The organism is Pseudomonas sp. S5F11 (assembly GCF_019641515.1).
In the GTDB taxonomy this organism is placed as follows: Bacteria; Pseudomonadota; Gammaproteobacteria; order Pseudomonadales; family Pseudomonadaceae; genus Aquipseudomonas; species Aquipseudomonas rhodesiae.
This window is the reverse complement of record NZ_JAIFJZ010000001.1, coordinates 938,535-965,186: the sequence shown is the minus strand read 5'-3', so window position 1 is coordinate 965,186 and position 26,652 is coordinate 938,535. Positions and strand designations below refer to the sequence as shown.

Below are 26,652 nucleotides of genomic sequence, written 5' to 3'. Positions count from 1 at the left end.
TCGCGCCCAATGGTTGATCACTCCATGCAATCCTCCCCCCGTCACTCCCGTCGCTGGCTGTTTGGCCTGCTTGTGCTGCTGGTTATCGCCGGCCTGTGCTGGAAATTCTGGCCAAGCAGCGCGGCCCATAAAGACGCACCGGCCGGGCACACCGGCAAAACCGGTATGGCGCGCCCGGGCTTCGGCGGCTCCACCGGCCCGGTGCCGGTGCGTGTGGCGCCGGTGGTGCAGGGGGAATTCCCGGTCTACTACAAGGCGCTGGGCACGGTTACCGCGCTCAATACCATCAATGTGCGCAGCCGAGTGGGCGGGGAGCTGGTGAAAATAGCCTTTGAAGAAGGGCAAATGGTCAAGGCCGGCGATCTGCTCGCCGAGATCGACCCGCGCAGCTACCAGAACGCCTTGCTCCAAGCCCAGGGCACCTTGCTGCAGAACCAGGCCCAGTTGAAGAACGCCCAGGTCGATGTGCAGCGCTACCGTGACCTGTATGCCCAGGACAGCATCGCCAAACAGACCCTGGACACCGCCGAAGCGCTGGTCCTGCAATACCAGGGCACGGTCAAGACCAACCAGGGCGCGGTGGATGACGCCAAGCTCAACCTCGAATTCACCAAGATCCGCGCGCCCATCAGTGGCCGTGTGGGCTTGCGCCAGCTCGATGTGGGTAACCTGGTGGCGGCCAACGACACCACCGCCCTGGCTGTGATCACCCAGACCCAGCCGATCAGCGTGGCCTTCACCTTGCCGGAAAATACCCTGGACACGGTCCTGACCCGTTACCACGCCGGCAATAAATTGCCCGTGGAAGCCTGGGACCGTGGCGATGCGAAGATTCAGGCCACCGGCGTACTGCAAAGCCTGGATAACCAGATCGACGTCACCACCGGCACCCTGAAATTCAAGGCGCGCTTCGATAACAAGGACCAGGCGCTGTTCCCCAACCAGTTCGTCAATGTGCACCTGCTGGCCGACACTTTGCACAACGTGGTGCTCGCGCCCTCGGCGGCCATTCAGTTCGGCAACAACGGCACCTTCGTCTACAAGCTCGATGGCGACAAGAAGGTCAAGGTCCAGCCGTTGGTGGTGGGCGACTCCGACGGCGACAACACTGTGATCAAGCAGGGCCTGGTCGCCGGCGACCGGGTGGTGCTGGAAGGCACCGACCGCCTCAAGGACGGCAGTGAAGTGGACGTGGTCAACGACAGCAGCGAAGTGCCGACCACGCCGACCGAACACCTGCAAGGCAAGCCTGCGGCCAAAGGGGAGACCGGCAGCACCGCCGGCAAGGCGCAAAAGGTCGGTTCATGAACCTGTCGCGGCTGTTTATTCTTCGCCCGGTCGCTACCACCCTGAGCATGCTGGCCATTGTCCTGGCCGGCATCATTGCGTACCGCTTGCTGCCGGTGTCGGCCTTGCCCCAGGTGGACTACCCGACCATCCGCGTAATGACCCTGTACCCCGGCGCCAGCCCGGATGTGATGACCAGCGCGGTCACCGCGCCCCTGGAGCGCCAGTTCGGGCAAATGCCCGGCCTGACCCAGATGGCCTCCACCAGCTCCGGCGGCGCCTCGGTGCTGACCCTGCGCTTCAACCTCGACATCAATATGGACGTGGCCGAGCAACAGGTGCAGGCCGCGATCAACGCCGCCACCAACCTGCTGCCCAAGGACCTGCCGGCGCCGCCGGTGTACAACAAGGTCAACCCGGCGGACACCCCGGTACTGACCCTGGCCATCACCTCCAAGACCATGCTGTTGCCCAAGCTCAATGACCTGGTCGATACGCGCATGGCGCAGAAAATCGCGCAGATCAGCGGCGTCGGCATGGTCAGCATCGCCGGCGGTCAGCGCCAGGCCGTGCGCATCAAGGTCAACCCCGAGGCCCTGGCGGCCAATGGCTTGAACCTCTCGGACGTGCGCACCTTGATCGCCGCGTCCAACGTCAACCAGCCCAAGGGCAACTTCGACGGCCCCACGCGGGTTTCGATGCTCGATGCCAACGACCAGTTGGTCTCGCCCCAGCAATACGCCGAACTGATCCTGGCCTACAACAATGGCGCGCCGCTGCGTCTCAAGGACGTCGCGCAGATCGTCGACGGCGCCGAGAACGAGCGCCTGGCCGCCTGGGCCAACCAGAACCAGGCCGTGCTGCTCAATATCCAGCGCCAGCCGGGTGCCAACGTGATCGAGGTGGTCGACCGCATCAAGGCGCTGCTGCCGAGTATCACCGATAACCTACCGGCCGGCCTCGACGTCACCGTGCTCACCGACCGCACCCAGACCATCCGCGCGTCGGTCAAGGACGTGCAGCACGAACTGCTGATCGCCATTGCCCTGGTGGTGATGGTGACATTCCTGTTCCTGCGGCGTGTCAGTGCCACGATCATCCCGTCCATCGCCGTGCCGCTGTCCCTGGTGGGCACCTTCGGCGTGATGTACCTGGCGGGCTTCTCCATCAACAACCTGACGCTGATGGCCCTGACCATTGCCACCGGCTTCGTGGTGGACGATGCCATCGTGATGCTGGAGAACATTTCCCGCTATATCGAGGAGGGCGAAACGCCCCTGGCCGCCGCGCTCAAGGGCGCCAAGCAGATCGGTTTCACTCTGATTTCCCTGACGCTGTCGCTGATCGCGGTGCTGATCCCGCTGCTGTTCATGGCCGATGTGGTCGGGCGCTTGTTCCGCGAGTTCGCCATCACCCTGGCGGTGGCGATCCTGATTTCCCTGGTGGTGTCCCTGACTCTCACGCCGATGATGTGCGCGCGCCTGCTCAAGCGTGAGCCCAAGGAAGAAGAACAGGGCCGTTTCTATAAGGCCAGCGGCGCCTGGCTCGACTGGTTGATCGAAGGCTACGGGCGCAAGTTGCAATGGGTGCTCAAGCACCAACCGCTGACTCTGCTGGTGGCCATCGCCACCCTCGGCCTGACCGTGGTGCTGTACCTGGTGGTGCCCAAGGGGTTTTTCCCGGTGCAGGACACCGGCGTGATCCAGGGCATTTCCGAAGCGCCGCAGTCGATTTCCTTTGCGGCGATGAGCCAGCGTCAGCAGGAGTTGGCCAAGATCATCCTCGCCGACCCGGCGGTGGAAAGCCTGTCGTCCTATATCGGCGTGGATGGCGACAACGCCACACTCAACAGCGGCCGCTTGCTGATCAACCTCAAGCCCCACGGCCTGCGCGACCTGAGCGCGGCCCAAGTGATTACGCGCCTGCAACCGCAAATCGACAAGCTGGTGGGCATTCGCTTGTTTATGCAGCCGGTGCAGGACCTGACCATCGAAGACCGCGTCAGTCGCACCCAGTATCAGTTCAGCATGTCATCGCCGGACGCCGAGTTGCTGGCGTTGTGGAGCGACAAACTGGTACACGCCCTCAGCCAGTTGCCGGAACTCACCGATGTGGCCAGCGACCTGCAGGACAAGGGCCTGCAGGTATACCTGGTGATCGACCGCGATGCCGCCTCGCGCCTGGGCGTCAGCGTCTCGAACATCACCGACGCGCTGTATGACGCCTTCGGCCAGCGGCAGATCTCGACCATCTACACCCAGGCCAGCCAGTACCGCGTGGTGTTGCAGGCCCAATCCGGCGAAACCCTCGGGCCGGACGCGCTGAACCAGATCTACGTCAAAACCACCGACGGCGGCCAAGTGCGCTTGTCGAGCCTGGCCAAGGTGGAACAGCGCCAGGCCCAGCTGGCCGTGGCGCATATCGGTCAGTTCCCAGCGGTGATGATGTCGTTCAACCTCGCACCCGGCGTGGCGCTGGGCAAGGGCGTGGAACTGATCAACCAGACGCAGAAAGACATCGGCATGCCGGTGGGCGTGCAGACCCAGTTCCAGGGCGCGGCCCAGGCGTTTGAAGCCTCGTTGTCGAGTACCTTGCTGCTGATCCTGGCGGCGGTGGTCACCATGTACATCGTGCTGGGCGTGCTCTACGAGAGCTACATCCACCCGATCACCATTCTGTCCACCTTGCCCTCGGCGGCGGTGGGGGCTTTGTTGGCGTTGCTGCTCAGCGGCAATGACCTGGGCATGATCGCGATCATCGGCATCATTTTGTTGATCGGTATCGTCAAAAAGAACGCGATCATGATGATCGACTTCGCCCTCGACGCCGAACGCAATCAGGGCCTGGACCCGCAGACCGCGATCTATCAGGCGGCGCTGCTGCGTTTCCGGCCGATCCTGATGACCACCCTGGCCGCGCTGTTCGGCGCCGTGCCGTTGATGCTGGCCAGCGGTTCCGGCGCGGAGCTGCGCCAACCCTTGGGCTTGGTGATGGTCGGCGGGCTGCTGGTCAGCCAGGTGCTGACGCTGTTCACCACCCCGGTGATCTACCTGTATTTCGATCGCCTCGGCCGACGCTGGCGCAAAGAACCCCAGAGCCTGGAGCCGGTTGAGTCATGAACCTGTCCGGACCATTCATTCGCCGGCCGGTAGCCACCATGCTGCTGAGCCTGGCGATCATGTTGCTCGGCGGAGTGAGCTTCAACCTGCTGCCGGTATCGCCGTTGCCGCAGATCGACTTCCCGGTGATCGTGGTGTCGGCCAGCCTGCCTGGCGCGAGCCCCGAGGTGATGGCGTCCACCGTGGCCACGCCCTTGGAGCGTTCGTTCGGCTCGATTGCCGGCATCACCACCATGAGCAGCAGTTCCAGTCAGGGCTCGACCCGGGTGATTCTGGCCTTCGACTCCGACCGCGATATCAACGGCGCGGCGCGTGAAGTGCAGGCGGCCATCAACGCCTCGCGTAATCTGCTGCCCAGCGGCATGCGCAGCATGCCCACCTACAAGAAGATCAACCCGTCCCAAGCGCCGATCATGGTGCTGTCGCTGACCTCGGACGTGTTGCAGAAGGGCCAGCTCTACGATCTGGCCTCCACCATCCTGTCCCAGAGCCTGTCCCAGGTGCCGGGCGTGGGTGAAGTGCAGATCGGCGGCAGCTCCTTGCCGGCGGTGCGCATTGAACTCGAACCCAAGGCTCTCGATCAGTACGGCGTGGCCCTGGACGATGTGCGCAACACCATCGCCAATGCCAACCAGCGCCGGCCCAAGGGCTCGCTGGAAGACAGCGAGCGCAACTGGCAGATCCAAGCCAACGACCAATTGGAAAAGGCCAAGGACTACGAGCCGCTGCTGATTCGCTACCAGAACGGCGCAGCCTTGCGCCTGGGGGATGTGGCCAAGATCAGCGACGGCGTGGAAGACCGCTACAACAGCGGTTTCTTCAACAACGATGCGGCGGTGTTGCTGGTGATCAACCGCCAGTCCGGCGCCAACATTATCGAGACCGTGCGCCAGATCAAGGCGCAATTGCCGGCGTTGCAGGCGGTGCTGCCGTCCAGCGTCAAGCTCAGCCTGGCCATGGACCGCTCGCCGGTGATCACCGCCACCCTGCACGAAGCGGAGATGACCCTGCTGATCGCGGTGGGGCTGGTGATCCTGGTGGTGTACCTGTTCCTCGGCAATTTCCGCGCCTCGCTGATCCCGACCCTGGCGGTGCCGGTGTCGCTGGTGGGCACCTTTGCGGTGATGTACCTGTACGGGTTCTCGTTGAACAACTTCTCGTTGATGGCGTTGATCCTGGCCACTGGCCTGGTGGTGGACGATGCCATCGTGGTGCTGGAGAACATCTCCCGGCACATCGATGAAGGCGTGCCGCCGATGAAGGCGGCGTACCTGGGGGCCCAGGAAGTCGGGTTTACCTTGTTGTCGATGAACGTGTCGCTGGTGGCGGTGTTCCTGTCGATCCTGTTTATGGGTGGGATCGTCACCAACCTGTTCCGCGAGTTTTCCATCACCTTGTCGGCGGCGATCATCGTCTCGCTGGTGGTGTCGTTGACCCTGACGCCGATGCTCTGCGCCCGTTGGCTCAAGCCCCATGTCAAAGGCCATATGACCGGTTTGCAACGCTGGAGCCACAGGATCAACGAGCGCATGGTCGCCGGCTACGCCCGCAGCTTGGACTGGGTGCTGCGCCACCGGCGCCTGACCTTGCTCAGCCTGTTGCTGACCATCGGCGTCAACGTGGCTTTGTATATCGTGGTGCCGAAAACCTTTATGCCGCAGCAGGACACCGGGCAGTTGATCGGCTTTGTGCGCGGCGATGACGGCCTGTCGTTCAGCGTGATGCAGCCGAAGATGGAAATTTTCCGTCAGGCGGTGCTCAAGGACCCGGCGGTGCTCAGCGTCGCCGGCTTTATCGGTGGCAACAACGGCACCAACAACGCGGTGATGCTGGTTCGGCTCAAACCCATCAAAGAGCGCAAAGTCTCGGCCCAGGCGGTGATCGAGCGTCTGCGCAAGAACGTGCCACCGGTGCCGGGCGGGCGCCTGTTCCTGATGGCCGACCAGGACCTGCAATTCGGCGGCAGCCGCGACCAGACCAGCGCACAGTATTCCTACATCCTGCAAAGCGGCGACCTGGCCGCGTTGCGTCTGTGGTACCCGAAAGTGGTTGCCGCATTGCGTGAATTACCGGAGCTGACCGCCATCGACGCGCGCGAAGGCCGTGGTGCGGCGCAAGTGACACTGATCGTCGACCGTGATCAGGCCAAGCGCCTGGGCATCGACATGAACATGGTCACAGGGGTGCTGAACAACGCCTACAGTCAGCGGCAGATTTCCACGATCTACGACAGCCTCAACCAGTACCAGGTGGTGATGGAGGTCAACCCCAAATATGCCCAAGATCCGATCACCCTGAACCAGATGCAGGTGATTACGGCCGACGGTGCGCGGGTGCCGTTGTCCACCATCGCCCATTACGAAAACAGCCTGGCGGACGACCGCGTCAGTCATGAGGGCCAGTTCGCCTCGGAAAACATTGCTTTCGACATCGCCCCCGGGTTCACGGTGGAGCAGGGCACGGCCGCCATTGAACGGGCGATCGCCAAGGTGGGGCTGCCGGAAGATGTGATTGCCAAAATGGCCGGCACCGCCGATGCCTTTGCGGCGACGCAGAAGGGTCAACCCTTCATGATTCTTGGCGCGCTGGTGGCGGTGTACCTGGTGCTGGGGATTTTGTACGAAAGCTATATTCACCCGTTGACCATCCTGTCGACCTTGCCCTCGGCTGGCGTCGGCGCGCTGCTGTCGATCTACCTGCTGGGCGGCGAATTCAGCCTCATCTCGTTATTGGGGCTGTTTCTGCTGATTGGGGTGGTGAAGAAAAACGCGATCCTGATGATCGACCTGGCGCTGCAACTGGAACGCCATGACGGCATGAGCCCGCTGGAATCGATCCGCAGCGCCTGCCTGTTGCGCCTGCGGCCGATCCTGATGACCACCCTGGCGGCGATTCTCGGTGCTTTGCCGTTGCTGCTCGGCGCCGGCGACGGTGCGGAAATGCGCCAACCGTTGGGCCTTACCATCATTGGCGGCCTGGTGTTCAGCCAGATCCTGACTCTTTACACCACCCCGGTGGTTTACCTTTACCTCGACCGCGCGCGCCATCGCTTCAATGCCTGGCGCGGCGTGCGGACCGATGCCGCCCTGGACACTGCGCTATGACCGATTCAATCCACGCCCCCCAAAAACTGTTGGCAGCGGCACTATGCGGTCTGATGCTCAGCGCTTGCGCCATTGGCCCGGATTACCAGCGCCCGGAGGTCATCGAGCCCGCGCAGTTCAAGCAAGCCCAAGGCTGGCGTCAGGCCACGCCGAGCGACGCGCTGGCCCGCGGCGCCTGGTGGGAATTGTATGGCGACCGTCAGCTCAACGACTTGGTCGCGCGGCTCAATAATGCCAACCAGACCGTGGCTCAGGCCGAGGCACGTTTTCGCCAGGCCCAGGCGTTGGTGCGCAGCTCGCGCGGTGCGTTCTACCCCAGCGTCGACCTCAGCGTGGGCAAGACCCGCGCCAGCCAGGGCACCGGCAGCAGCAGTGCCAGCCTCAGCAGTTCCAGCAGCGGCATCCGCGACACCCTCAACGCGCAATTGGGCGTGAGCTGGGAGGCGGATGTCTGGGGCAAGTTGCGCCGTGGCCTGGAGGCCAACGAGGCCAGCGCCGAAGCCAGCTCGGCGGACCTGGCCGCGATGCGCCTGAGCCAGCAATCGGAACTGGTACAAAGCTACCTGCAACTGCGGGTGATGGATGAACAGACGCGGCTGTTGCAAGCCACCCTGGACACCTATCAACGCTCCCTGCAAATGACCGAAAACCAGTATCGCGCTGGCGTGTCCGGCAAGGACGCGGTGGCCCAGGCGCAAACCCAGCTCAAGACCACCCAGGCCAGCCTGATCGACCTGATCTGGCAGCGCGCCCAACTGGAAAACGCCATTGCGGTGCTGATCGGCGAGGCGCCGGCCAACTTCAGCCTGGCGGTGAGCAAGGACATTCCGCAGCTGCCACAGATCCCGGTAGGCCTGCCGTCGCAGCTGTTGGAGCGCCGCCCGGACATTGCTTCGGCCGAGCGCGCGGTGATCGCCGCCAATGCCAATATCGGCGTGGCCAAGGCCGCGTACTACCCGGACCTGACCCTGAGCCTGGCCGGTGGCTATTCCAGCAGCACTTATGCCGACTGGATCAGCCTGCCCAACCGCTTCTGGTCAGTGGGGCCGAAACTGGCCATGACCCTGTTCGACGGTGGCCAGCGCTCGGCGGAGGTCGACCGCACCGTGGCGTCCTACGACGAAACCGTGGCCAAGTACCGCCAGACCGTACTGGACGGTTTCCGCGAAGTGGAAAACTACATGGTGCAACTCAAGGTGCTGGAGGACGAAGCGGCGGTCAGCAACGAAGCATTGGCGGCGGCGCGCGAGTCGCTGCGCCTGACCGAGAACCAGTACAAAGCGGGGCTGATAGCCTACCTGGACGTGGTCACCGTACAGGCCACCGCCCTGAGCAACGAACGCAGCGTGTTGACCTTGCTGCAATCGCGCCTGGTCGCCAGTGTGCAACTGATCGCCGCCTTGGGCGGGGGCTGGGACGGGCAAACCCAAATCAGCGCCAACGACTAGAAGAGTGCGGGCGTGCAAGCGCTCGATGGCGATGTTGAGCCGGTGGATTGACGTCAAAAAGCCCATGATGGCCTTGTGATAATTATTCAACTGCCGCCGAATATTTATCGCTACAATCCGCCGCTTTGCCACTCGGTACGGGCGTTCCAGCTCGTAGCTCGCGAGACTCAGCATGCTTATCGGTAGCTATACCCCTTCGTTGGTCGTGATCTCGCTGTTCGTTGCGATTCTGGCTTCCTACACCGCACTCGACCTGGCCGGCCGCATCGCGACCGCCCAGGGACGGGCCGTCTACCTGTGGATAGTCGGCGGCGCGTTGGCGATGGGGGTGGGGGTGTGGTCGATGCACTTTATCGGCATGCTCGCGTTGCGCTTGCCGTTTGCCCTGGGGTTCGACGTGGGCATCACTGCGTTGTCGCTGTTGATCGCTGTATTGTCCAGTGGCTTTGCCTTGTGGCTGGTCAGCCAGGCCCGCTTGCCCGCCTGGCAACTGCTGTTCGGCGCGCTGGTGATGGGGGCCGGTATCAGCTGCATGCACTACACCGGCATGGCCGCCATGCGCATGACCCCCCGGCATCGACTACGACCCGACGTTGTTTGGCGCGTCGTTGATGATCGCCGTGGCGGCGTCGGGCGCGGCCTTGCTGATTGCGTTCAACCTGCGGCGCAACACCCCGCGTGTACGCCTGCTCCGAGGTGGTGCTGCGGTGGTGATGGGCGTTGCCATTGTCGGCATGCACTACACCGCAATGGCGGCCGCCAGCTTTGCCGATGACAGCTACTGCGGCGCCGCCCTGGACGGGTTGAGCGGCAATGGCCTGGATAACCTGGTGCTGGTCACCACCCTGGCAGTGCTGGCCATCGCCTTGCTGACTTCGTTGCTCGACGCGCGCCTGGAAGCCCGCACCGCGGTGCTCGCCGATTCGCTCACCCAGGCCAACCAGGAACTGTCCCACCTGGCCTTGCATGACATGCTCACCGGTCTGCCCAATCGCAGCCTGCTCGCCGACCGCATTCAGCAGGCCATGCAGGCGGTGCAGGAGCAGGGCGGTTGCTTTGCGCTGATGTTTATCGACCTGGATGGCTTCAAGCCGGTCAACGATGCCTTTGGTCATCATCTGGGCGACCAATTGCTGCGCGAAGTGGGCTTGCGCCTGCGCGAGGATCTGCGCAGCCACGACACCCTGGCGCGTATCGGTGGTGACGAGTTTGTACTGTTGGTGCAACTGAACCAGCCGGACGATGCCCTCGGCCTGGCCGAGCGCCAGGTACAACTGACCAACAGGGCGTTCCTAGTGGCCGAGCATGAGCTGAAAATCTCCGCCAGCGTCGGTATCGCACTGTTCCCCGGCAACGGCGCCACGCCCCAGGAATTGTTGATGAACGCCGACGCCGCCATGTACCACGCCAAGGGCTTGGGCAAGAACGGCTACAGCTTTTTCGATGTGTCGATGAACACCAACGCGCGCAAGCAACTGCAACTGTTGCAGGACTTGCGCAATGCCGTGGAGCAACAGCAGTTTCGCTTGTACTACCAGCCTAAGTTCGATGCGGCCAGCGGCATTGCGGTGGGCGCCGAGGCGCTATTGCGCTGGGAGCATCCGCAGCAGGGCCTGTTGATGCCGGCGACGTTTATTGAACTGGCGGAGAAAACCGGGCTGATCATCCCCATCGGTGAATGGGTGCTCAATGAAGCTTGCCGCCAGATGCGCCTGTGGTACGTGCAGGGGTATGAAGAATGGCGCATCGCCGTGAATCTTTCTGCGTTGCAGTTCTGCCATGCCGGGCTGGTCAACAGCGTCGCCGCCGCGCTTGAACGCCACCAGTTGCCGGCTAACAGCCTGACCCTGGAAATCACCGAAACCACGGCCATGCGCGATGCCGACGCGAGCATGAAGGTGTTGCAGCAGCTATCGGACATGGGCGTGGACCTGTCCATCGATGATTTCGGCACCGGTTACTCCAGCTTGATGTACCTCAAGCGCTTGCCGGCCAACGAACTTAAAATCGACCGTGGCTTCGTGCGCGATCTGGAGCACGATGGCGACGACGCCGCCATCGTGTCGGCCATCGTTGCCCTCGGCCAGGCCCTTGGGCTGCGCATTGTGGCCGAAGGCGTGGAAACCGATAAACAGCAGGATTTTCTAACGCGCCTGGGTTGTAACTCGCTGCAAGGTTATCTGTTGGGTCATCCACTGCCGGCCGAGGGTTTTATGGCTAATATCCGCCGCGCCGAAGAGGCGGCCGCCCCTGACAAGGTCAGTGAGTGACGGTTATTCTTGACGCGACCCATTAAACCTACAGGTAGAAACAGGAGAGAGCAGGCATGGACAAAGTCGTCATCATCACCGGGGGCAGTCGCGGGATTGGCGCCGAGACGGCCTTGCTGGCTGCGCGTCAGGGCTACCGTATTTGCATCAATTATCAGGCCGACGACGAGGCCGCCCACCGCGTGCTGGAACAGGTACGCGCCCTCGGCGCCCAGGCGATTGCGGTGCGCGCGGACGTGAGTATCGAAGACGAAGTGATCGCGCTATTCCACCGCGTCGACACTGAGTTGGGCCGGGTCACTGCCTTGGTCAACAATGCCGGCACCGTAGGCCATAAATCCCGGGTCGATGAGATGTCGGAGTTTCGCATCCTGAAAATGCTCAAGACCAACGTGCTCGGCCCGATTCTGTGTGCCAAGCATGCGCTGTTGCGCATGTCGCCCCGGCATGGCGGGCAGGGCGGCAGTATCGTCAATGTGTCATCGGTGGCGGCACGCCTGGGTTCGCCGGGTGAGTATGTCGACTATGCCGCCTCCAAGGGCGCGCTCGACACCTTCACCATTGGCCTGTCGAAAGAGGTTGCCGGCGAAGGTATCCGCGTCAATGCGGTGCGCCCGGGTTATATCTACACCGACTTTCATGCCCTGAGCGGCGATCCGGACCGGGTCAGCAAACTGGAGTCTGGCATCCCCATGGCCCGTGGCGGCCGCCCGGATGAAGTGGCCGAAGCGATTATCTGGTTGCTGTCGGACAAGGCGTCCTATGCCACCGGCACGTTTCTGGATTTGGGCGGCGGACGCTAGGGATGCAGTGCCCGCACCGACGTCATCGGGGGCGAGCCCCCTCCCACACTTGAGAGTACTTACTGCTCAAAATGTGGGAGGGGGCTTGCCCCCGATGGCGTCAGAAAGCGCAACACCATCACTTAGAACGACCGCACAATCCGCCCCAACGTTTCCATAGCTTTCTCGGACGCCTCGGTCCACGGGCTGCCGTAGTTCAGGCGAATACAATTTCTGAAACGTTGAGTCGCCGAGAAAATCGGCCCCGGCGCAATGCTGATGCCTTGGGCCAGGGCCATCTGGAATAGCTTCAGCGAATCGGTCTGCTCGGGCAGTTCCAGCCACAGGAAATACCCGCCGGCCGGTTGGCTGACGCGGGTTTGTGCGGGGAAGTAGCGGCCAATGGCGGCCAGCATGGCGCTTTGCTGTTCTTCCAACGCATAACGCAATTTACGCAGGTGCCGGTCGTAGCCGCCGTGTTGCAGGTAGTCGGCAATTGCCGCTTGGGCCGGCATCGACGGGCACAACGAGGTCATCAGCTTCAAACGTTCGACTTTCTGCGCATAGCGCCCGGCCGCGACCCAGCCTACGCGATAACCCGGTGCAAGGCTCTTGGCGAACGAGCCGCAGTGCATCACCAGGCCCTCGGTGTCGAACGCCTTGGCCGGTTTGGGCGCGTGCTGCCCGTAGTACAACTCGGCGTACACATCGTCTTCGATCAAGGGCACCTGATGGCCGCGCAACAGTTCCACCAGCGCTTGTTTCTTGGCTTCAGGCAGGGTGGCGCCCATGGGGTTCTGGAAGCTGGTCATGGTCCAACAGGCCTTGATCGGGTAGCGCTCCAGGCTTTGCGCCAGGGCATTGAGATCGATGCCGTCGCGTGGGTGCACCGGGATCTCCACCGCCTTGAGTTTTAAACGTTCCAAGACCTGCAAGCAGGCATAAAACGCCGGAGCCTCGATGGCCACCAAATCGCCTGGCTCGGTCACGGCCTGCAGGCACAGGTTCAGCGCTTCCAGGGCGCCGTTGGTGATCAGCAACTCTTCCATAGGCAGCATCAGGCCGCCGACCATATAGCGCAGGGCAATTTGCCGGCGCAGTTGTGGGTTGCCCGGCGACATGTCGGTGACCACCATGCGCGGGTCCATCTCACGGCTGGCGCTGGCCAGGGAACGGGCCAGACGCGGCAACGGGAACAGCATCGGGCTGGGGAACGCCGAACCGAAGGGCACGGTGGTGGGGTCCTTAATCGAGTCGAGCACCGAAAACACCAGCTCGCTCACATCCACCTCGGTGGATTCGTGTACCTGTTCGCTCACCACCGGTTCGGAAAACGGGCTCGGCGCATGGGTGTTGACGAAGTAACCGGAGCGCGGCCGCGCGCGGATCAGCCCTCGGCGCTCCAGCAGGTAATACGCCTGGAACACCGTGGAGGGGCTGACGCCGTAGGTCTGGCTCGCGTAGCGCACCGACGGCACGCGTTGGCCGGGGCCGAGGACGCCGGAGCGGATCAGTTCAGCGATGTCGTCGGCGAATTTTTCGTAGCGTTTCATGGCGGCCTTAAACACAGGTTTTTGTATGAGAGATACCATCGGGGGCAAGCCCCCTCACACATTGGGCTTTCATCGTTTTCGATAGCCAGGTATCAGCGGTTGAGCGGTGCGACGAAGCGGCTCTCGGCCTCGCTGTACACCCCCGGCTCGTCCACATCCGTCACTTTGAAGCGCAGTGTCTGCGAACTGCTCGCCGGTTTATCCGCCAGCAGTGCCACCGACACCGGTACATCCACGATTTCCCCTGGTGCCAGGCTGATCCCGGTCTTGCCTTGCAATTGGAAACCTTCGGCCTCTACCAGCTCCAGCCGATAATCCTGGCGCTGCTGGGTCTTGTTGATGACCTTGAGACTGTAGATGTTTTCAATCAAGCCCTGGCTGTTTTCGCGAAACATGCCCCGGTCCTTGGTCACGTCCAGCGACACCATCGGCCGTTGCACCAAGGCCACCACCAGCGCGGCGATCATCACCAGCAGCACGGCACTGTAGCCGATCAGTCGCGGCCTTAGCAGGTGAGTCTTGCCGCCTTGCAGTTGATGTTCGCTGGTGTAGCGCACCAAACCGCGCGCGTAGCCCATCTTGTCCATGATCGAATCGCAGGCATCGACGCACGCCGCGCAGCCGATGCACTCCATTTGCAGGCCGTCGCGGATGTCGATGCCGGTCGGGCACACCTGCACGCACAGCTGGCAATCGATGCAATCGCCCAGGCCGACGTCGGCGGGTTTGACCTCGCGTTTGCGCGGGCCACGATGTTCGCCACGGGCGGCGTCGTAAGAGATGGTGAGGGTGTCTTTATCGAACATCACACTCTGGAACCGTGCGTAAGGGCACATGTGCATGCACACCGCTTCGCGCAACCAACCGGCATTGAGGTAGGTGGCGGCGGTGAAAAACAGCACCCAGAACAGGCTGACGCCGCCCATTTGCCAGGTCAGCAGTTCCGCCGCGAGGGGGCGAATGGGGGTGAAGTAACCGACAAATGTCAGCCCGGTCAGCACGCTGATGCCCAGCCACAGCGTGTGCTTGGCCGAGCGCCGCGCCAGCTTGTTGAGGCTCCATGGCGCCGCTTGCAGCTTGATGCGTTGGTTGCGTTCGCCCTCGGTGACCTTTTCACACCACATAAACAGCCAGGTGAACGAGCTTTGCGGGCAGGTGTAGCCGCACCAGACGCGGCCGGCGAAGACCGTAATGGCAAACAGGCCGAAGGCACAGATGATCAACAGCGCCGACAACAGGATGAAGTCCTGGGGCCAGAACGTCGCGCCAAAGATGTGGAACTTGCTTTCAGCCAAGTCCCACAGCACGGCTTGCCGACCGCCCCAGTTCAGCCACACGGTGCCGAAAAAGGCCAGGAACAGAAAGCCTGCGCCCAGCACACGCAAGGTGCGGAACAAGCCGGTGAAACTGCGGGTATGGATCAGGGTGTCGCTGGATTTGGCCTTCACCTTCTTTGGGTGCACGGGCTCAAAGATTTCCACGGTGGGGATTCGTTCGCTCATGGTCGTTCGCTCATCAGCCTCCATCAGGCCAATGGACTATGCGCGGCGAGCTGTTTGCATAACAGACTCAGCTATGACGATAAAAACCGGATCAGATTGCTTGCAGCCGTGGCCCTGCGACATTGTGCTGCACCCCGTCGCCTTCGGGGTGCAGGCTTGTGCTGTGTCAATAGATACAGATCAGTCAAATCGCCGAATCCGGCGTGGTGACCTTCTTGTGCTGACGCCCATCGATGGCGCCGGCCACGGTGAGGGCATCGGCTTCCCGCTCGGTGATGTAGACACGCTCGGCGCCCACGTCCACATAGGACATGGCTCTGGGGACGTCAGTGCTGACGGTGACTTCAGCGGCGGGCAGGCTGTATTCCCGGCCCTCATCGTTGACCTTGAAGAAACAGGTGCGGTTTTCGATACGGATTGGCATGGCGCTCTCCTTTTTATCAGGCTGATAAACGTTAGGGCGCATGCACAGGCGCGTTGTTCCAGGCAACTGACTGACGGTCGCCGTTGTCAACCCATTATCCATCTCAACAAAGGACAGGGTTTATGGACGCTTGGTGGCACGAAGTATGGGTGACCCTGCAGGCCGAATTCGCCGATCTCGGCGATGCCAGACAGCTCACGCAGATCACCGTGCGACTGCTGATCGCTGCGCTGCTGGGCGGGATCCTCGGTTTTGAACGGGAGCACAAGGGCAAGGCCGCCGGGGTGCGCACCCATATGCTGGTGGCGATGGGCGCGGCGCTGTTTGTATTGGTGCCGCAGATGTCCGGCAACCAGGCCGATGCCATGAGCCGGGTAGTGCAGGGGGTGATTGCCGGGATTGGTTTCCTCGGCGCCGGCACTATTCTTAAAGGTAAGGAAGACGAAGAGGGTCAGCACGTCAAAGGCTTGACCACCGCCGCCGGGCTATGGATGACCGCCGCCATCGGTGTGGCGGCGGGCATGGGGCGTGAATCCACGGCGGTGTTGAGTACGTTGCTGGCGCTGGTGGTGTTCAGCGTAATGCCTAGGATCATCAAGTGGTTGGATAAGGATGCCTGACCCTATGCGGCGTCTCAGGACACGATATCGCTGTACCGCACCTGACCGAAAACCTTAAGCACAAACGGCGGCTCGCCCGGGTTGCCGGAAACGGCGATCACGCTGGTGCCGGTGCTGGGCAGGTAGTGGATCTGCATTTCGGCGCTGGCCCCGGAGAAACGTTCGACCCTTTGCAGCGGTTTGTTCAATTGGTTGCGAATACCCGACAGGTCCAGTTTGTCGCCGGCCATGAATCCTGAGATCTCGCGAGGCGCATCAAGTCGCGAATCACTGAGCGCATTGAAGCGATAGGTGTTGCGCTGGCGAGTGAGACGCTCGGCTACCTGCGCAGTGGCGGACGCAGGTTCGGGGGTGCGCAACGCGGAGAGCTTTTCTTTGCTCAGAGAGCCGCCGATATCGTACAGCGTGCGGACGCTGGCTTCCCTGGCGGACTGGTCGCGTTTCATGGCGTCTATGTGCTTGCGCGACATGTTGTAGTCCTTGAGGATTTCGTCAGTCCCGAGGCCGCCTTCGTAGATTTTTCCAAGGTTTTCCAGATGATGCAGCTTCATTTGATCGATCAATGCCTGTTCCGCATCGCTGCTGGCTGACTGCTGGGTCTCGGTGAGGACTTGTTTGCCGAGGCGTTGCCTGAGGCCTTCAAGGGTGGCGGCGTTCGTTGAGGCATTAGGGCCGCCCAACATCGTGCGCATATTGGCCGGTGTCAACAGCGCGCGGGCGCGCGCGATGAGGGCGCGGGAGGACTCTGCATCGGGATCGCGCACCATCTGGTTGATGTTGTCTTGGGTCAACGCGGTGTTGAGGTCACTGAGGTCTTCAGTGAGCTTTGCCTCCGGCGCCGAGGGCAATGCAGGGCCGGGTGCGGTCGCCGCCGGGGAGGGGCGTGTTGGTTCCGGTGGCTTGGCCGAGGCGGACCACCTCGGGCCTGACCTGAGTAACGCATTCAGGCGCTCGGGCGTGAGCTGGGCGGGCGAGGCGCTGGCGTGCGCGGGTTGGGAGGCAGTAGGGCGGTTAGCCCATTGTGGGGGGATGGTCAACATAAGGTGTCCTCGCGTGAGAGGTTTAAGGGCCCTATTCCAAGGAACTGGATTGGGCGCCTGCGCGCGAACGAGTTTAGGTATGAACCCCGCAGTCGGTTTTAGGCTTTTTTTCTAGGATATGTAGGACGTATCAGAGATATGTGTGGTCCGCTCAAGGGGCTGGGCGCCTCTTGAGCGAACCTCAAAACCTGCTCGTGGTTTAGACGATGACCGGTGGCATGGTCTTCGGCGGTTCTTCGACCGCGGGTGGCTCGTTATCCGGCGGCTCCTGCTCCGGAACCGTTGGCGGTTCCGTAGGGGGCAGGGTCGGCTGGTCGATATTCGGGTCCGGGGTTTCCGCCGGGATCGGGATATTCATCGGTGTGGCCTCCTTTGTGCTTTGCTCTAGCGGTGGACATTCCCACGGGGCATTTGATTCCCGCTCAATGGCGGCATATCCACCTGAACTTTTAACCCAGGCACAGGCTCGGACCTTATGCGTCGACGCTCAGGGAGAGTGCTGGCGTATTGGATTCGGATCTAGCAAAGGGCGTCCACTGGGCGTAAGGGGAAGATGCTCGATGACTGCTGAAACACAGGTTCCAGACACTGCCGTACTGCCGCTGTCCCAGGCACTGCTATTGCCCCGGATCGCGATCGAAAGCACCAGCCCCGTGATTGACGGCGGCGAATTCGCGGTCAAGGCGGTGATAGGCCAGCGCATTAATGTCACCAGCAAAGTGTTTGCCGATGGCCATGACAAATTGGCCGTATTGATCCGCTGGCGCCCGCTGCGCGACGAAAGCTGGCACAGCGTGGTCATGACCGATGTTGGCAACAACGGTTGGGAAGGCGCGTTCACGGTGGCCCATCAGGGGCCTCATGAATACTGCATCGAAGCCTGGATCGATACCTTCGCCAGCTTCTGCTACGAATTGCGCAAAAAACACGAAGCCGGCGTTCCGGTCAGCCTGGAGTTGCAGGAAGGTCGCAGCCTGGTGCTGCAAGCCGCCGAGCGTAGCGACAACGAGCTGCGCGACCGCCTGATGCTGTTGCACCACGAACTGTCCGGCCTGCTGGAAACCGAGCAGGTGGCGTTGTTTCTGCACGAAGACAGTGCGCATCTGATGACCCAGGCCGACCACCGCGCCTACCTGAGCATCAGCACGGTGTACCCGATTGACGTCGAGCGCGAACGTGCGCAGTTCGCCAGCTGGTACGAGTTGTTTCCCCGTTCGATCACCGATGATCCGGCACGCCACGGCACCTTTAACGATGTACACGCGCGGCTGTCGATGATCCACGACATGGGCTTCGATGTGCTGTACTTCCCGCCGATCCACCCCATCGGCCGTAGCCATCGCAAAGGCCGGAACAACTCGCTCACCGCCGGCCCGGACGACCCCGGCAGCCCGTACGCCATCGGCAGCGAGGAGGGCGGTCACGAAGCCATTCACCCGCAGTTGGGCAGCCGCGATGACTTCCGCCGCCTGGTCAAGGCCGCCGCCGACCATGGCTTGGAGATCGCGCTGGACTTTGCCATTCAATGTTCCCAGGACCATCCGTGGCTCAAGGAGCATCCGGGCTGGTTCAACTGGCGCCCGGACGGCACGATCAAATACGCGGAAAACCCGCCGAAGAAATATCAGGACATCGTCAACGTCGACTTTTATGCCGCCGATGCGATCCCTGGCCTCTGGACCGAGCTGCGCGACATCGTGGTGGGCTGGGTGGAAGAGGGCGTGAAGACCTTTCGCGTCGACAACCCCCACACCAAACCGCTGCCTTTCTGGCAATGGCTGATCAGCGATGTGCGTTCCAAGTACCCTGAGGTGATCTTCCTCGCCGAAGCCTTTACCACTCCGGCAATGATGGCGCGCCTGGGCAAGGTCGGCTATTCCCAGAGCTACACCTACTTCACCTGGCGCAATACCAAGGCTGAGTTGAGCGAGTATTTCACCCAGCTCAACCAGTCACCGTGGCGCGAGTGCTACCGCCCGAACTTTTTCGTCAACACGCCGGACATCAACCCCGCGTTCCTGCATCAATCCGGGCGCCCGGGCTTTTTGATCCGTGCCGCGCTGGCGACCATGGGCTCGGGCCTGTGGGGTATGTATTCCGGGTTTGAACTGTGCGAAGCCGCGCCGGTGCCGGGCAAAGAGGAATACCTGGACTCGGAGAAATACGAGATCCGCCCCCGCGACTTCACTGCGCCCGGCAACATCATTGCCGAGATCGCCCAGCTCAACCGCATCCGCCGCCAGAACCCGGCGCTGCATACGCACTTGGGCTTGAAGATCTACAACGCGTGGAACGACAACATCCTCTACTTCGGCAAGCGCAGCGAGGACGGCAGCAACTTCATTCTGGTGGCGGTCAACCTGGACCCTTTTAACGCCCAGGAAGCTCATTTCGAACTGCCCTTGTGGGAGATGGGCCTGCCGGACGATGCCCAAACCCAGGGCGAAGACCTGATGAACGGCCATCGTTGGACCTGGTACGGCAAGACCCAGTGGACGCGCCTGGAACCGCAGATGCCGTTCGGGATCTGGCGCATTACCACCTGATGGGGAAGAGGGGGCTAACCCCCCCCTCCGACATTGAGTCTGCACGATTTATCGAGTGTTTCAGGAGTGTCCAATGGCGAAGAAACCCAAGGCTGCCATCTTTATCAAAGACCCGCTCTGGTACAAGGACGCGGTGATCTATCAGGTTCACGTCAAATCCTTTTTCGACTCCAATAATGACGGTATCGGCGATTTTCCTGGGTTGATCGCCAAGCTCGACTACATCGCCGACCTGGGCGTGAACACCATCTGGCTGCTGCCGTTCTACCCGTCACCACGCCGCGACGACGGCTATGACATCGCCGACTATCGCGGCGTCCACAGCGACTACGGCACCATGGCCGACGCCAAGCGCTTTATCGCCGAAGCACACAAACGTGGCCTGCGAGTGATCACCGAACTGGTGATCAACCATACATCCGACCAGCACCCCTGGTTCCAGCGCGCACGCAAGGCCAAGCCCGGTTCGGCGGCGCGGGATTTCTATGTGTGGTCCGATGACGACCAGAAGTACGACGGCACCCGCATCATTTTCCTCGACACCGAAAAATCCAACTGGACCTGGGACCCGGTCGCCGGCCAATACTTCTGGCATCGCTTCTATTCCCACCAGCCCGATCTCAACTTCGACAACCCGCAAGTCATGAAAGCGGTGCTGGAAGTCATGCGCTACTGGCTGGACATGGGCATCGACGGCCTGCGCCTGGACGCCATCCCGTACCTGATCGAGCGCGACGGCACCAACAACGAGAACCTTGAAGAAACCCACGGGGTGCTCAAGCAAATTCGTGCCGAGATTGACGCCAATTACCCCGACCGCATGCTGCTGGCCGAAGCCAACCAGTGGCCGGAAGACACCCAACTGTATTTCGGTGACAAGAAGGGCGATGACGGCGACGAATGCCATATGGCCTTTCACTTCCCGTTGATGCCGCGCATGTACATGGCCCTGGCCCAGGAAGATCGCTTTCCCATCACCGATATCTTGCGCCAGACCCCGGAGATCCCCGCCAATTGCCAATGGGCGATCTTCCTGCGCAACCACGATGAATTGACCTTGGAAATGGTTACCGACAAAGAGCGCGACTACCTGTGGAATTACTACGCCGCCGACCGTCGCGCGCGGATCAACCTGGGCATCCGCCGCCGTCTGGCGCCGCTGTTGGAGCGTGACCGTCGCCGCGTAGAGTTGCTTAACAGCCTGCTGCTGTCGATGCCGGGCACGCCCACCTTGTACTACGGCGATGAAATCGGCATGGGCGACAACATCTACCTGGGCGACCGCGATGGCGTGCGCACACCGATGCAGTGGTCCATCGACCGCAACGGCGGTTTCTCCCGCGCCGATCCGGCCAGCCTGGTGCTGCCGCCGATCATGGACCCACTCTACGGCTACCAGTCGGTGAATGTGGAAACCCAGACCCAGGACCCGCACTCACTGCTCAACTGGACCCGGCGCATGCTCGCAGTGCGCAAGCAGTCCAAGGCGTTCGGTCGCGGCAGCCTGAAAATGCTCTCGCCGGCCAATCGGCGCATTCTGGCGTATACCCGCGAATACACCGGTGCCGATGGCCGCACGGAGATCATTTTGTGCGTGGCCAACGTGTCGCGTAGCGCCCAGGCGGCCGAGCTGGACCTTTCGTCCTTTGCCGGCATGGTTCCCGTGGAGATGCTCGGCGGTAACGCCTTCCCGCCTATTGGTCAGCTGAATTTCCTGCTGACCCTGGCGCCTTACGGCTTCTATTGGTTTGTACTGGCGGCGGAAAACCAGATGCCCAGCTGGCATGTGGAACCGGCACAAAGCATGCCCGACTTCACCACATTGGTATTGAAAAAACGCATGGAAGAACTGCTCGAAGCACCTTGCCGCACCACCCTGGAACAGACCTCACTGCCGGCCTGGCTGCCCAAGCGGCGCTGGTTCGCCGGCAAGGACACAGCCATCGACAGCGTGCGGATTGCTTATGGCGTGCGGTTCGGCGACGCCGAGCATCCAGTGTTGCTCAGCGAACTGGAAGTGAGTGCCGGTGGGCAGGTCAGTCGTTATCAGTTGCCGTTCGGCTTCCTCGGCGAAGACCAGTTCACCAGCGCCTTGCCCCAGCAACTGGCCATGGCCCGCGTACGCCGAGCGCGCCAGGTGGGTTTGGTGACTGACGCGTTCAGCCTTGAGCCTTTTATTCGCGCGGTGATCCAGGGCTTGCAAGCCGGCACGCGTTTGGCCAGCAGCGACGGCGAGTTGCGCTTCGACGCCACCGAACACTTGGCTGCGTTGCAACTGAACGACGAGTCCCCGGTGCGTTATCTGTCCGCCGAGCAGTCCAACAGCTCGGTGGTGGTGGGTGAGAGCCTGGTGCTCAAGTTGATCCGTAAAGTCAGCGCCGGTGTGCATCCGGAACTGGAGATGAGCGCGTACCTCACCGCAGCCGGTTACGCCAATATCTCGCCGTTGATGGGCGCAGTGGTGCGTCATGACAGCGAGGGCCAGGACAATCTGCTGATGATAGCCCAGGGCTACCTGAGCAATCAGGGCGATGCCTGGACGTGGACCCAGAACAATCTGGAACGGGCAATCCGCGACGAACTGGCCGAAGCCCTGTCCGAACAGGAACAGCACTACAACGCCTTGGGTGAGCTGGCCGATTTCGCCGCGCTGCTCGGCCAGCGCCTGGGGGAAATGCACCAAGTGCTGGGTGCCACCACCGCCAATAAAGACTTCAAGCCCGAAGTCACCGGTGTCAAAGACACCCAGGCATGGGCCAAGGATGTGGGCGCGCAGATCACCCGCGCGCTGCAACTGCTGGAACTGCATCAAACCCAATTGAACCCTGCCGATCAGGCGCTGGTCAGTGAATTGCTGGCGCAGAAAAAAGCCATTGCCGCCCATGTGAACGGCCTGGCGAAGGCCACCTTGGGCGGCTTGCGCATTCGCGTCCATGGCGATCTGCACCTTGGGCAGGTTCTGGTGGTCAAGGGCGATGCCTATTTGATCGACTTCGAAGGCGAGCCGGCGCGACCGCTGCATGAGCGACGGGGCAAGCACAGCCCGTACAAAGATGTCAGCGGGGTGCTGCGTTCTTTCGACTATGCAGCGGCCATGGCCTTGAATCTGCAAGGCGTGGATCAGTCGCCGCAAGCCGAGCAGGCACGCCGACGGGTTACCGAGCGCTATGTGAAGGAGGCGCGCCAGGCATTTATCCAGGCTTATCAGCAAGCTACGTCTACACTGGCGCATGACTGGCAGGACGCCAACGGCCAGGACGCCGCGCTGACGTTGTTCAGCCTGGAGAAGGCTGCGTATGAAGTGGCCTACGAAGCGGAAAACCGCCCGACCTGGTTGCCGGTGCCCCTGCAAGGGCTGCACGGCCTGTTGAGCGGGCTTACACCTATATCCAAAACTGCACGCGGTGGGGAGACGTCATGAGCTATACACATAAAGAACCGCTGCAGCCTAAGTTGACTGCAATGCCGGCGTCCAAGGACGTCGAAGCGCTGGTGCGCGCCGAGCACCACGACCCGTTTTCGATTCTCGGTCCCCATGACGACGAGCAGGGCGGCCAATTCATTCGCGCGTTCCTGCCCGAGGCGTTGAGCGTGCAGGTGTTGAGCCGCGATGGCGGCGAAACCCTCGGTAGCCTCGACGCGACCCAAGTGCCGGGTTTGTTTGTCGGGCACTTTGCGACGCGCCAGCCTTACTTATTGAAGATCCAGTGGGCCGGCGGTGAGCAGATCACCGAAGATCCCTACAGCTTTAGCCAATTGCTGCTGGGCGAGATGGATCTGTACCTGTTCGCCGAGGGCAATCACCGCGACCTGGGCAGTTGCCTGGGCGCTCAGGTCACCAGCGTCGACGGCGTGCAGGGCGTGCGTTTTGCCGTGTGGGCGCCAAACGCACGGCGTGTGTCGGTGGTGGGCGACTTCAATATTTGGGACGGCCGTCGGCATCCGATGCGCCTGCGCCATCCTTCCGGTGTGTGGGAGATCTTTATCCCACGCCTGCAACCGGGTGCCGCTTACAAATACGAGATTCTCGGCGCCCACGGCATTTTGCCGCTCAAGGCCGACCCTATGGCGCTGGCCACCCAACTGCCACCGGACACCGCCTCGAAAGTCGCTGCGCCGTTGCAAGTTGACTGGCAGGACCACGATTGGATGCAGGCTCGCGCCGACAAGCAGAAGTCCACCGCGCCGTTGTCGATCTATGAGCTGCACGTCGGCTCCTGGCAATGCGAGCTGGACGAGGCGGGTGAAGTGGCCCGCCAGTACGGTTGGCGCGAATTGGCCGAGCGCTTGATTCCCTATGTGCAGCAACTGGGCTTCACTCATATCGAGCTGATGCCGATCATGGAACACCCATTTGGAGGGTCCTGGGGGTATCAGGCCCTGTCGCAGTTCGCCCCAAGTGCGCGCTTCGGCTCGCCCGAAGACTTTGCCTACTTCGTCAACGCCTGCCATCAGGCCGATATCGGTGTGATCCTCGACTGGGTGCCGGCGCACTTTCCCACGGATACTCACGGCCTGGCTCAGTTCGACGGCACCGCGCTGTACGAATACGCCAACCCGCTGGAAGGCTTCCATCAGGACTGGGATACGCTGATCTACAACCTGGGCCGCACCGAGGTGCACGGCTTTATGCTGGCCTCAGCACTGCACTGGCTCAAGCACTTCCATGTCGATGGCCTGCGGGTGGATGCGGTGGCATCGATGCTCTACCGCGACTATTCGCGCAAAGCCGGCGAATGGGTGCCTAACCGCCATGGCGGTCGCGAGAACTTGGAAGCCATCGATTTTCTGCGCCATTTGAACGATGTGGTGGCGCTGGAGGCGCCGGGCGCCCTGGTGATCGCTGAAGAATCCACCGCCTGGCCCGGTGTCAGCCAGCCAACCCAGCAAGGCGGCCTGGGCTTCAACTACAAATGGAACATGGGCTGGATGCACGATTCGCTGCATTACATCCAGCAGGACCCGGTGTACCGCGCCCATCACCACAACGAGCTGAGTTTCGGCCTGGTGTATGCCTGGTCCGAGCGGTTTATCCTGCCGATCTCCCACGATGAAGTGGTGCACGGCAAACATTCGTTGATCGACAAAATGCCCGGCGACCGTTGGCAGAAGTTCGCCAACCTGCGCGCCTACCTGGCGTTTATGTGGATGCACCCCGGTAAGAAATTGCTGTTTATGGGCTGCGAATTCGGCCAGTGGCGCGAGTGGAACCACGACCAGCAATTGGATTGGTACCTGCTGCAATACCAGGAACACCAAGGTGTGCAAAAACTGGTGGGCGACCTGAACCGCCTGTACCGCGAAGAGCCGGCCCTGCATGAACAGGACGACGCGCCCCAGGGCTTCCAGTGGCTGATCGGTGACGATGCGATCAACAGCGTCTACGCCTGGCTGCGCTGGAGCAAGGACGGCAAACCGGTGCTGGTGGTGGCCAACTTTACCCCGGTGCCTCGCGAACAATACGCCGTGGGTGTGCCGTTTGCCGGGCGCTGGAGCGAGGTGATCAACACTGACGCCGACACTTACGCCGGCTCCAACTTCGGCAACGGTGGTGAAGTGTTCACCCAGGAGGAGCCGCGTCACGGGCAGCCGGTGTCGCTGTCGTTGAATCTGCCGCCGCTGGGCGTGCTGATTCTGCGCCCGGACTGAGCATAAGCTGCTGGCGAGTGGGGGGCGATCTGCAATGATCGCCCTTTGCCGTTATGTCTGGCGTGGTTTGGCATCGCCCCTCAAACAACCGCTCTAACTAGGCCGATTCAGTTGTTCAGATTGCTGGCAGGATGCCACAATGGCGCCTTTGTCGCGGCAGTCGGATCAGGCGAATTTCATGAATGGCCTTGGGCGTGGGCAGGACCGGGATGACACTATCGAAGAGCAGGTGCGCACGGATCGTCTGCACCAGCTGTTCCGGCAGTCATTCGCGGCGATTTTGGGCAGTTACCTGGCCGCCGCCATGCTCTGCTGGCTGTGCTGGGACCGTCTTGATCAGCGCATCATGCTGGTCTGGCTGGTGACGCTGGGCGTTTCGTCACTGCTGCGCATCAAGATGTTCATGGAATGGTTCCGTTGCCCCTACAGCGAGCGCACGCCGGAGCGCTGGGAACGGCGTTACTGGATTACGCTGGTGCTCTCGGCCAGCATCTGGGGAGGCGGCGCATTTGCGCTGATTCCCACCGATGACCGGCTGTCGCAGGTGTTGGTCATGCTGTTTACGGTGGGCATGTCAGTCAGCGCGGTGTCGTGTTATTCGGCTTATCGCGCCATGACCGTGGCGTCCATCAGCCTGGTGCTGATGCCGTGCACCCTCTGGCTGTTGTGGCAGCCCTCGTCAATGCAAGTAGGGATTGCTATCGCGGTCCTGGTGTTTTCCACCTTTGTGTTCAGCGCCACGCGCAAATTGTCCGGGGCCCTGGAGAAGGCCTTTCGCCTGACCCGGCAAATGGAGCGTGCCCACTCCATCTCTACCCGCGCCGCACAAACCGATGAATTGACCGGACTGATGAACCGCCGTGCATTTTTCGAGCGTGCCCAGGTGCTGTACGCGCAATGCCGACACAACCAGCAACCGTTGTGTGCGCTGATGATGGACATGGATCACTTCAAACAGATCAACGACACCTACGGCCACCAGGCCGGCGATCAGGTGTTGCGCCAGATCGGCGGGGTGATCAGTGCCTCGTTCCGTCAGGCCGACGTGTATGGCCGGCTGGGCGGCGAAGAATTTGCGGTGTTGCTGCCCAATACGTCCTTGGAAACCGCGCGTGCGATTGCCGAACAACTGATCAAGGCGATTTCCGGGTTGGCCGCCGAGCCGGTCAAGGGCTTGTCGGCCAGTCTCGGTGTAGCCTCCACCCATGATCACGACCAAGACCTGCACGGCCTGATGAACATGGCGGATAAAGCGCTGTATCGGGCCAAGGCCCAGGGTCGTAACCAGGTGGCGCTGGCGGAGTAAGG

General features: G+C 61.9%; 15 protein-coding genes and 1 pseudogene. 11 read left to right on the top strand and 5 right to left on the bottom strand.

What is annotated here, in order from left to right:
- The first annotated feature begins 9 nt into the window (after positions 1 to 9).
- From K1567_RS04215 to K1567_RS04190, 6 genes and pseudogenes are all read left to right on the top strand, one after another.
- Entirely contained in the window at positions 10 to 1,308 is a 1,299-nt protein-coding gene (locus K1567_RS04215) for an MdtA/MuxA family multidrug efflux RND transporter periplasmic adaptor subunit (RefSeq protein WP_167418323.1), read from the top strand.
- Positions 1,305 to 4,406 (top strand): MdtB/MuxB family multidrug efflux RND transporter permease subunit, encoded by a 3,102-nt coding sequence (locus K1567_RS04210; protein WP_034097146.1) that lies wholly within the window; start codon positions 1,305 to 1,307, stop codon positions 4,404 to 4,406. Before K1567_RS04215 ends, K1567_RS04210 begins: the two co-directional genes overlap by 4 nt.
- Positions 4,403 to 7,510 (top strand): efflux RND transporter permease subunit, encoded by a 3,108-nt coding sequence (locus K1567_RS04205; RefSeq protein ID WP_034113247.1) that lies wholly within the window; start codon positions 4,403 to 4,405, stop codon positions 7,508 to 7,510. Before K1567_RS04210 ends, K1567_RS04205 begins: the two co-directional genes overlap by 4 nt.
- Positions 7,507 to 8,958 (top strand): efflux transporter outer membrane subunit, encoded by a 1,452-nt coding sequence (locus K1567_RS04200; protein ID WP_047881948.1) that lies wholly within the window; start codon positions 7,507 to 7,509, stop codon positions 8,956 to 8,958. The genes K1567_RS04205 and K1567_RS04200 overlap by 4 nt, the downstream gene beginning before the upstream one ends.
- A 172-nt stretch (positions 8,959 to 9,130) precedes the next feature.
- A pseudogene (locus tag K1567_RS04195) lies at positions 9,131 to 11,228 on the top strand (putative bifunctional diguanylate cyclase/phosphodiesterase).
- Between the two features lie 56 nt (positions 11,229 to 11,284).
- Complete coding sequence (locus K1567_RS04190) at positions 11,285 to 12,031, top strand: SDR family oxidoreductase (protein ID WP_034097153.1); 747 nt, start codon at positions 11,285 to 11,287, stop codon at positions 12,029 to 12,031.
- A 122-nt stretch (positions 12,032 to 12,153) separates the two neighbouring features.
- Here the strand turns inward: K1567_RS04190 and mapR are convergent, their stop codons facing one another.
- The 3 genes from mapR to K1567_RS04175 all read right to left on the bottom strand — a co-directional run bounded on the left by mapR (position 12,154) and on the right by K1567_RS04175 (position 15,489).
- Positions 12,154 to 13,563 carry a GntR family transcriptional regulator MpaR gene (gene mapR, locus K1567_RS04185; RefSeq protein ID WP_034097154.1) on the bottom strand — a complete coding sequence of 470 codons (1,410 nt, stop codon included), beginning with the start codon at positions 13,561 to 13,563 and terminating at the stop codon, positions 12,154 to 12,156.
- 92 nt (positions 13,564 to 13,655) lie between these two features.
- Entirely contained in the window at positions 13,656 to 15,065 is a 1,410-nt protein-coding gene (gene ccoG, locus K1567_RS04180; RefSeq protein ID WP_220698168.1) for a cytochrome c oxidase accessory protein CcoG, read from the bottom strand.
- Between the two features lie 184 nt (positions 15,066 to 15,249).
- On the bottom strand, positions 15,250 to 15,489 hold the full coding sequence (locus K1567_RS04175) for a DUF3203 family protein (RefSeq protein WP_220698167.1): 240 nt from the start codon (positions 15,487 to 15,489) through the stop codon (positions 15,250 to 15,252).
- 122 nt (positions 15,490 to 15,611) lie between these two features.
- On the opposite strand from K1567_RS04175, the gene K1567_RS04170 reads away from it, so the two are divergent.
- Positions 15,612 to 16,109, top strand: a complete 498-nt coding sequence (locus K1567_RS04170; protein ID WP_034097158.1) for an MgtC/SapB family protein — start codon at positions 15,612 to 15,614, stop codon at positions 16,107 to 16,109.
- A 14-nt stretch (positions 16,110 to 16,123) separates the two neighbouring features.
- Here the strand turns inward: K1567_RS04170 and K1567_RS04165 are convergent, their stop codons facing one another.
- A complete protein-coding gene (locus K1567_RS04165) occupies positions 16,124 to 17,149 on the bottom strand; it encodes a M10 family metallopeptidase C-terminal domain-containing protein (protein WP_220698166.1) in 1,026 nt (341 codons plus the stop codon).
- A 199-nt stretch (positions 17,150 to 17,348) separates the two neighbouring features.
- Positions 17,349 to 17,507, bottom strand: a complete 159-nt coding sequence (locus tag K1567_RS04160) for a hypothetical protein (protein ID WP_167389888.1) — start codon at positions 17,505 to 17,507, stop codon at positions 17,349 to 17,351.
- A gap of 202 nt (positions 17,508 to 17,709) precedes the next feature.
- On the opposite strand from K1567_RS04160, the gene K1567_RS04155 reads away from it, so the two are divergent.
- The 4 genes from K1567_RS04155 to K1567_RS04140 all read left to right on the top strand — a co-directional run bounded on the left by K1567_RS04155 (position 17,710) and on the right by K1567_RS04140 (position 26,650).
- Positions 17,710 to 19,695, top strand: coding sequence for an alpha-1,4-glucan--maltose-1-phosphate maltosyltransferase (locus tag K1567_RS04155; protein WP_034097159.1), 1,986 nt, complete (start codon positions 17,710 to 17,712; stop codon positions 19,693 to 19,695).
- A gap of 73 nt (positions 19,696 to 19,768) precedes the next feature.
- The gene (gene treS, locus K1567_RS04150; RefSeq protein ID WP_184316653.1) at positions 19,769 to 23,116 is read left to right on the top strand and encodes a maltose alpha-D-glucosyltransferase; all 3,348 of its coding nucleotides are present in this window, start codon (positions 19,769 to 19,771) and stop codon (positions 23,114 to 23,116) included.
- Positions 23,113 to 25,344 (top strand): 1,4-alpha-glucan branching protein GlgB, encoded by a 2,232-nt coding sequence (gene glgB / locus K1567_RS04145; protein ID WP_034097162.1) that lies wholly within the window; start codon positions 23,113 to 23,115, stop codon positions 25,342 to 25,344. Before treS ends, glgB begins: the two co-directional genes overlap by 4 nt.
- 139 nt (positions 25,345 to 25,483) lie before the next feature.
- Entirely contained in the window at positions 25,484 to 26,650 is a 1,167-nt protein-coding gene (locus tag K1567_RS04140; RefSeq protein WP_034097164.1) for a diguanylate cyclase, read from the top strand.
- Positions 26,651 to 26,652: the final 2 nt, after the last annotated feature.

Excerpts from the sequence above, each read along its gene's own strand:
- K1567_RS04155 (WP_034097159.1), top strand. The coding sequence starts at position 17,710 with ATGACTGCTGAAACACAGGTTCCAGACACTGCCGTACTGCCGCTGTCC.
- K1567_RS04165 (WP_220698166.1), bottom strand. The coding sequence starts at position 17,149 with ATGTTGACCATCCCCCCACAATGGGCTAACCGCCCTACTGCCTCCCAA.
- K1567_RS04200 (WP_047881948.1), top strand. The coding sequence starts at position 7,507 with ATGACCGATTCAATCCACGCCCCCCAAAAACTGTTGGCAGCGGCACTA.
- K1567_RS04170 (WP_034097158.1), top strand. The coding sequence starts at position 15,612 with ATGGACGCTTGGTGGCACGAAGTATGGGTGACCCTGCAGGCCGAATTC.
- ccoG (WP_220698168.1), bottom strand. The coding sequence starts at position 15,065 with ATGAGCGAACGAATCCCCACCGTGGAAATCTTTGAGCCCGTGCACCCA.
- K1567_RS04175 (WP_220698167.1), bottom strand. The coding sequence starts at position 15,489 with ATGCCAATCCGTATCGAAAACCGCACCTGTTTCTTCAAGGTCAACGAT.
- mapR (WP_034097154.1), bottom strand. The coding sequence starts at position 13,563 with ATGAAACGCTACGAAAAATTCGCCGACGACATCGCTGAACTGATCCGC.
- K1567_RS04210 (WP_034097146.1), top strand. The coding sequence starts at position 1,305 with ATGAACCTGTCGCGGCTGTTTATTCTTCGCCCGGTCGCTACCACCCTG.
- K1567_RS04140 (WP_034097164.1), top strand. The coding sequence starts at position 25,484 with ATGGCGCCTTTGTCGCGGCAGTCGGATCAGGCGAATTTCATGAATGGC.
- K1567_RS04160 (WP_167389888.1), bottom strand. The coding sequence starts at position 17,507 with ATGAATATCCCGATCCCGGCGGAAACCCCGGACCCGAATATCGACCAG.
- K1567_RS04205 (WP_034113247.1), top strand. The coding sequence starts at position 4,403 with ATGAACCTGTCCGGACCATTCATTCGCCGGCCGGTAGCCACCATGCTG.
- glgB (WP_034097162.1), top strand. The coding sequence starts at position 23,113 with ATGAGCTATACACATAAAGAACCGCTGCAGCCTAAGTTGACTGCAATG.
- K1567_RS04215 (WP_167418323.1), top strand. The coding sequence starts at position 10 with ATGGTTGATCACTCCATGCAATCCTCCCCCCGTCACTCCCGTCGCTGG.
- K1567_RS04190 (WP_034097153.1), top strand. The coding sequence starts at position 11,285 with ATGGACAAAGTCGTCATCATCACCGGGGGCAGTCGCGGGATTGGCGCC.
- treS (WP_184316653.1), top strand. The coding sequence starts at position 19,769 with ATGGCGAAGAAACCCAAGGCTGCCATCTTTATCAAAGACCCGCTCTGG.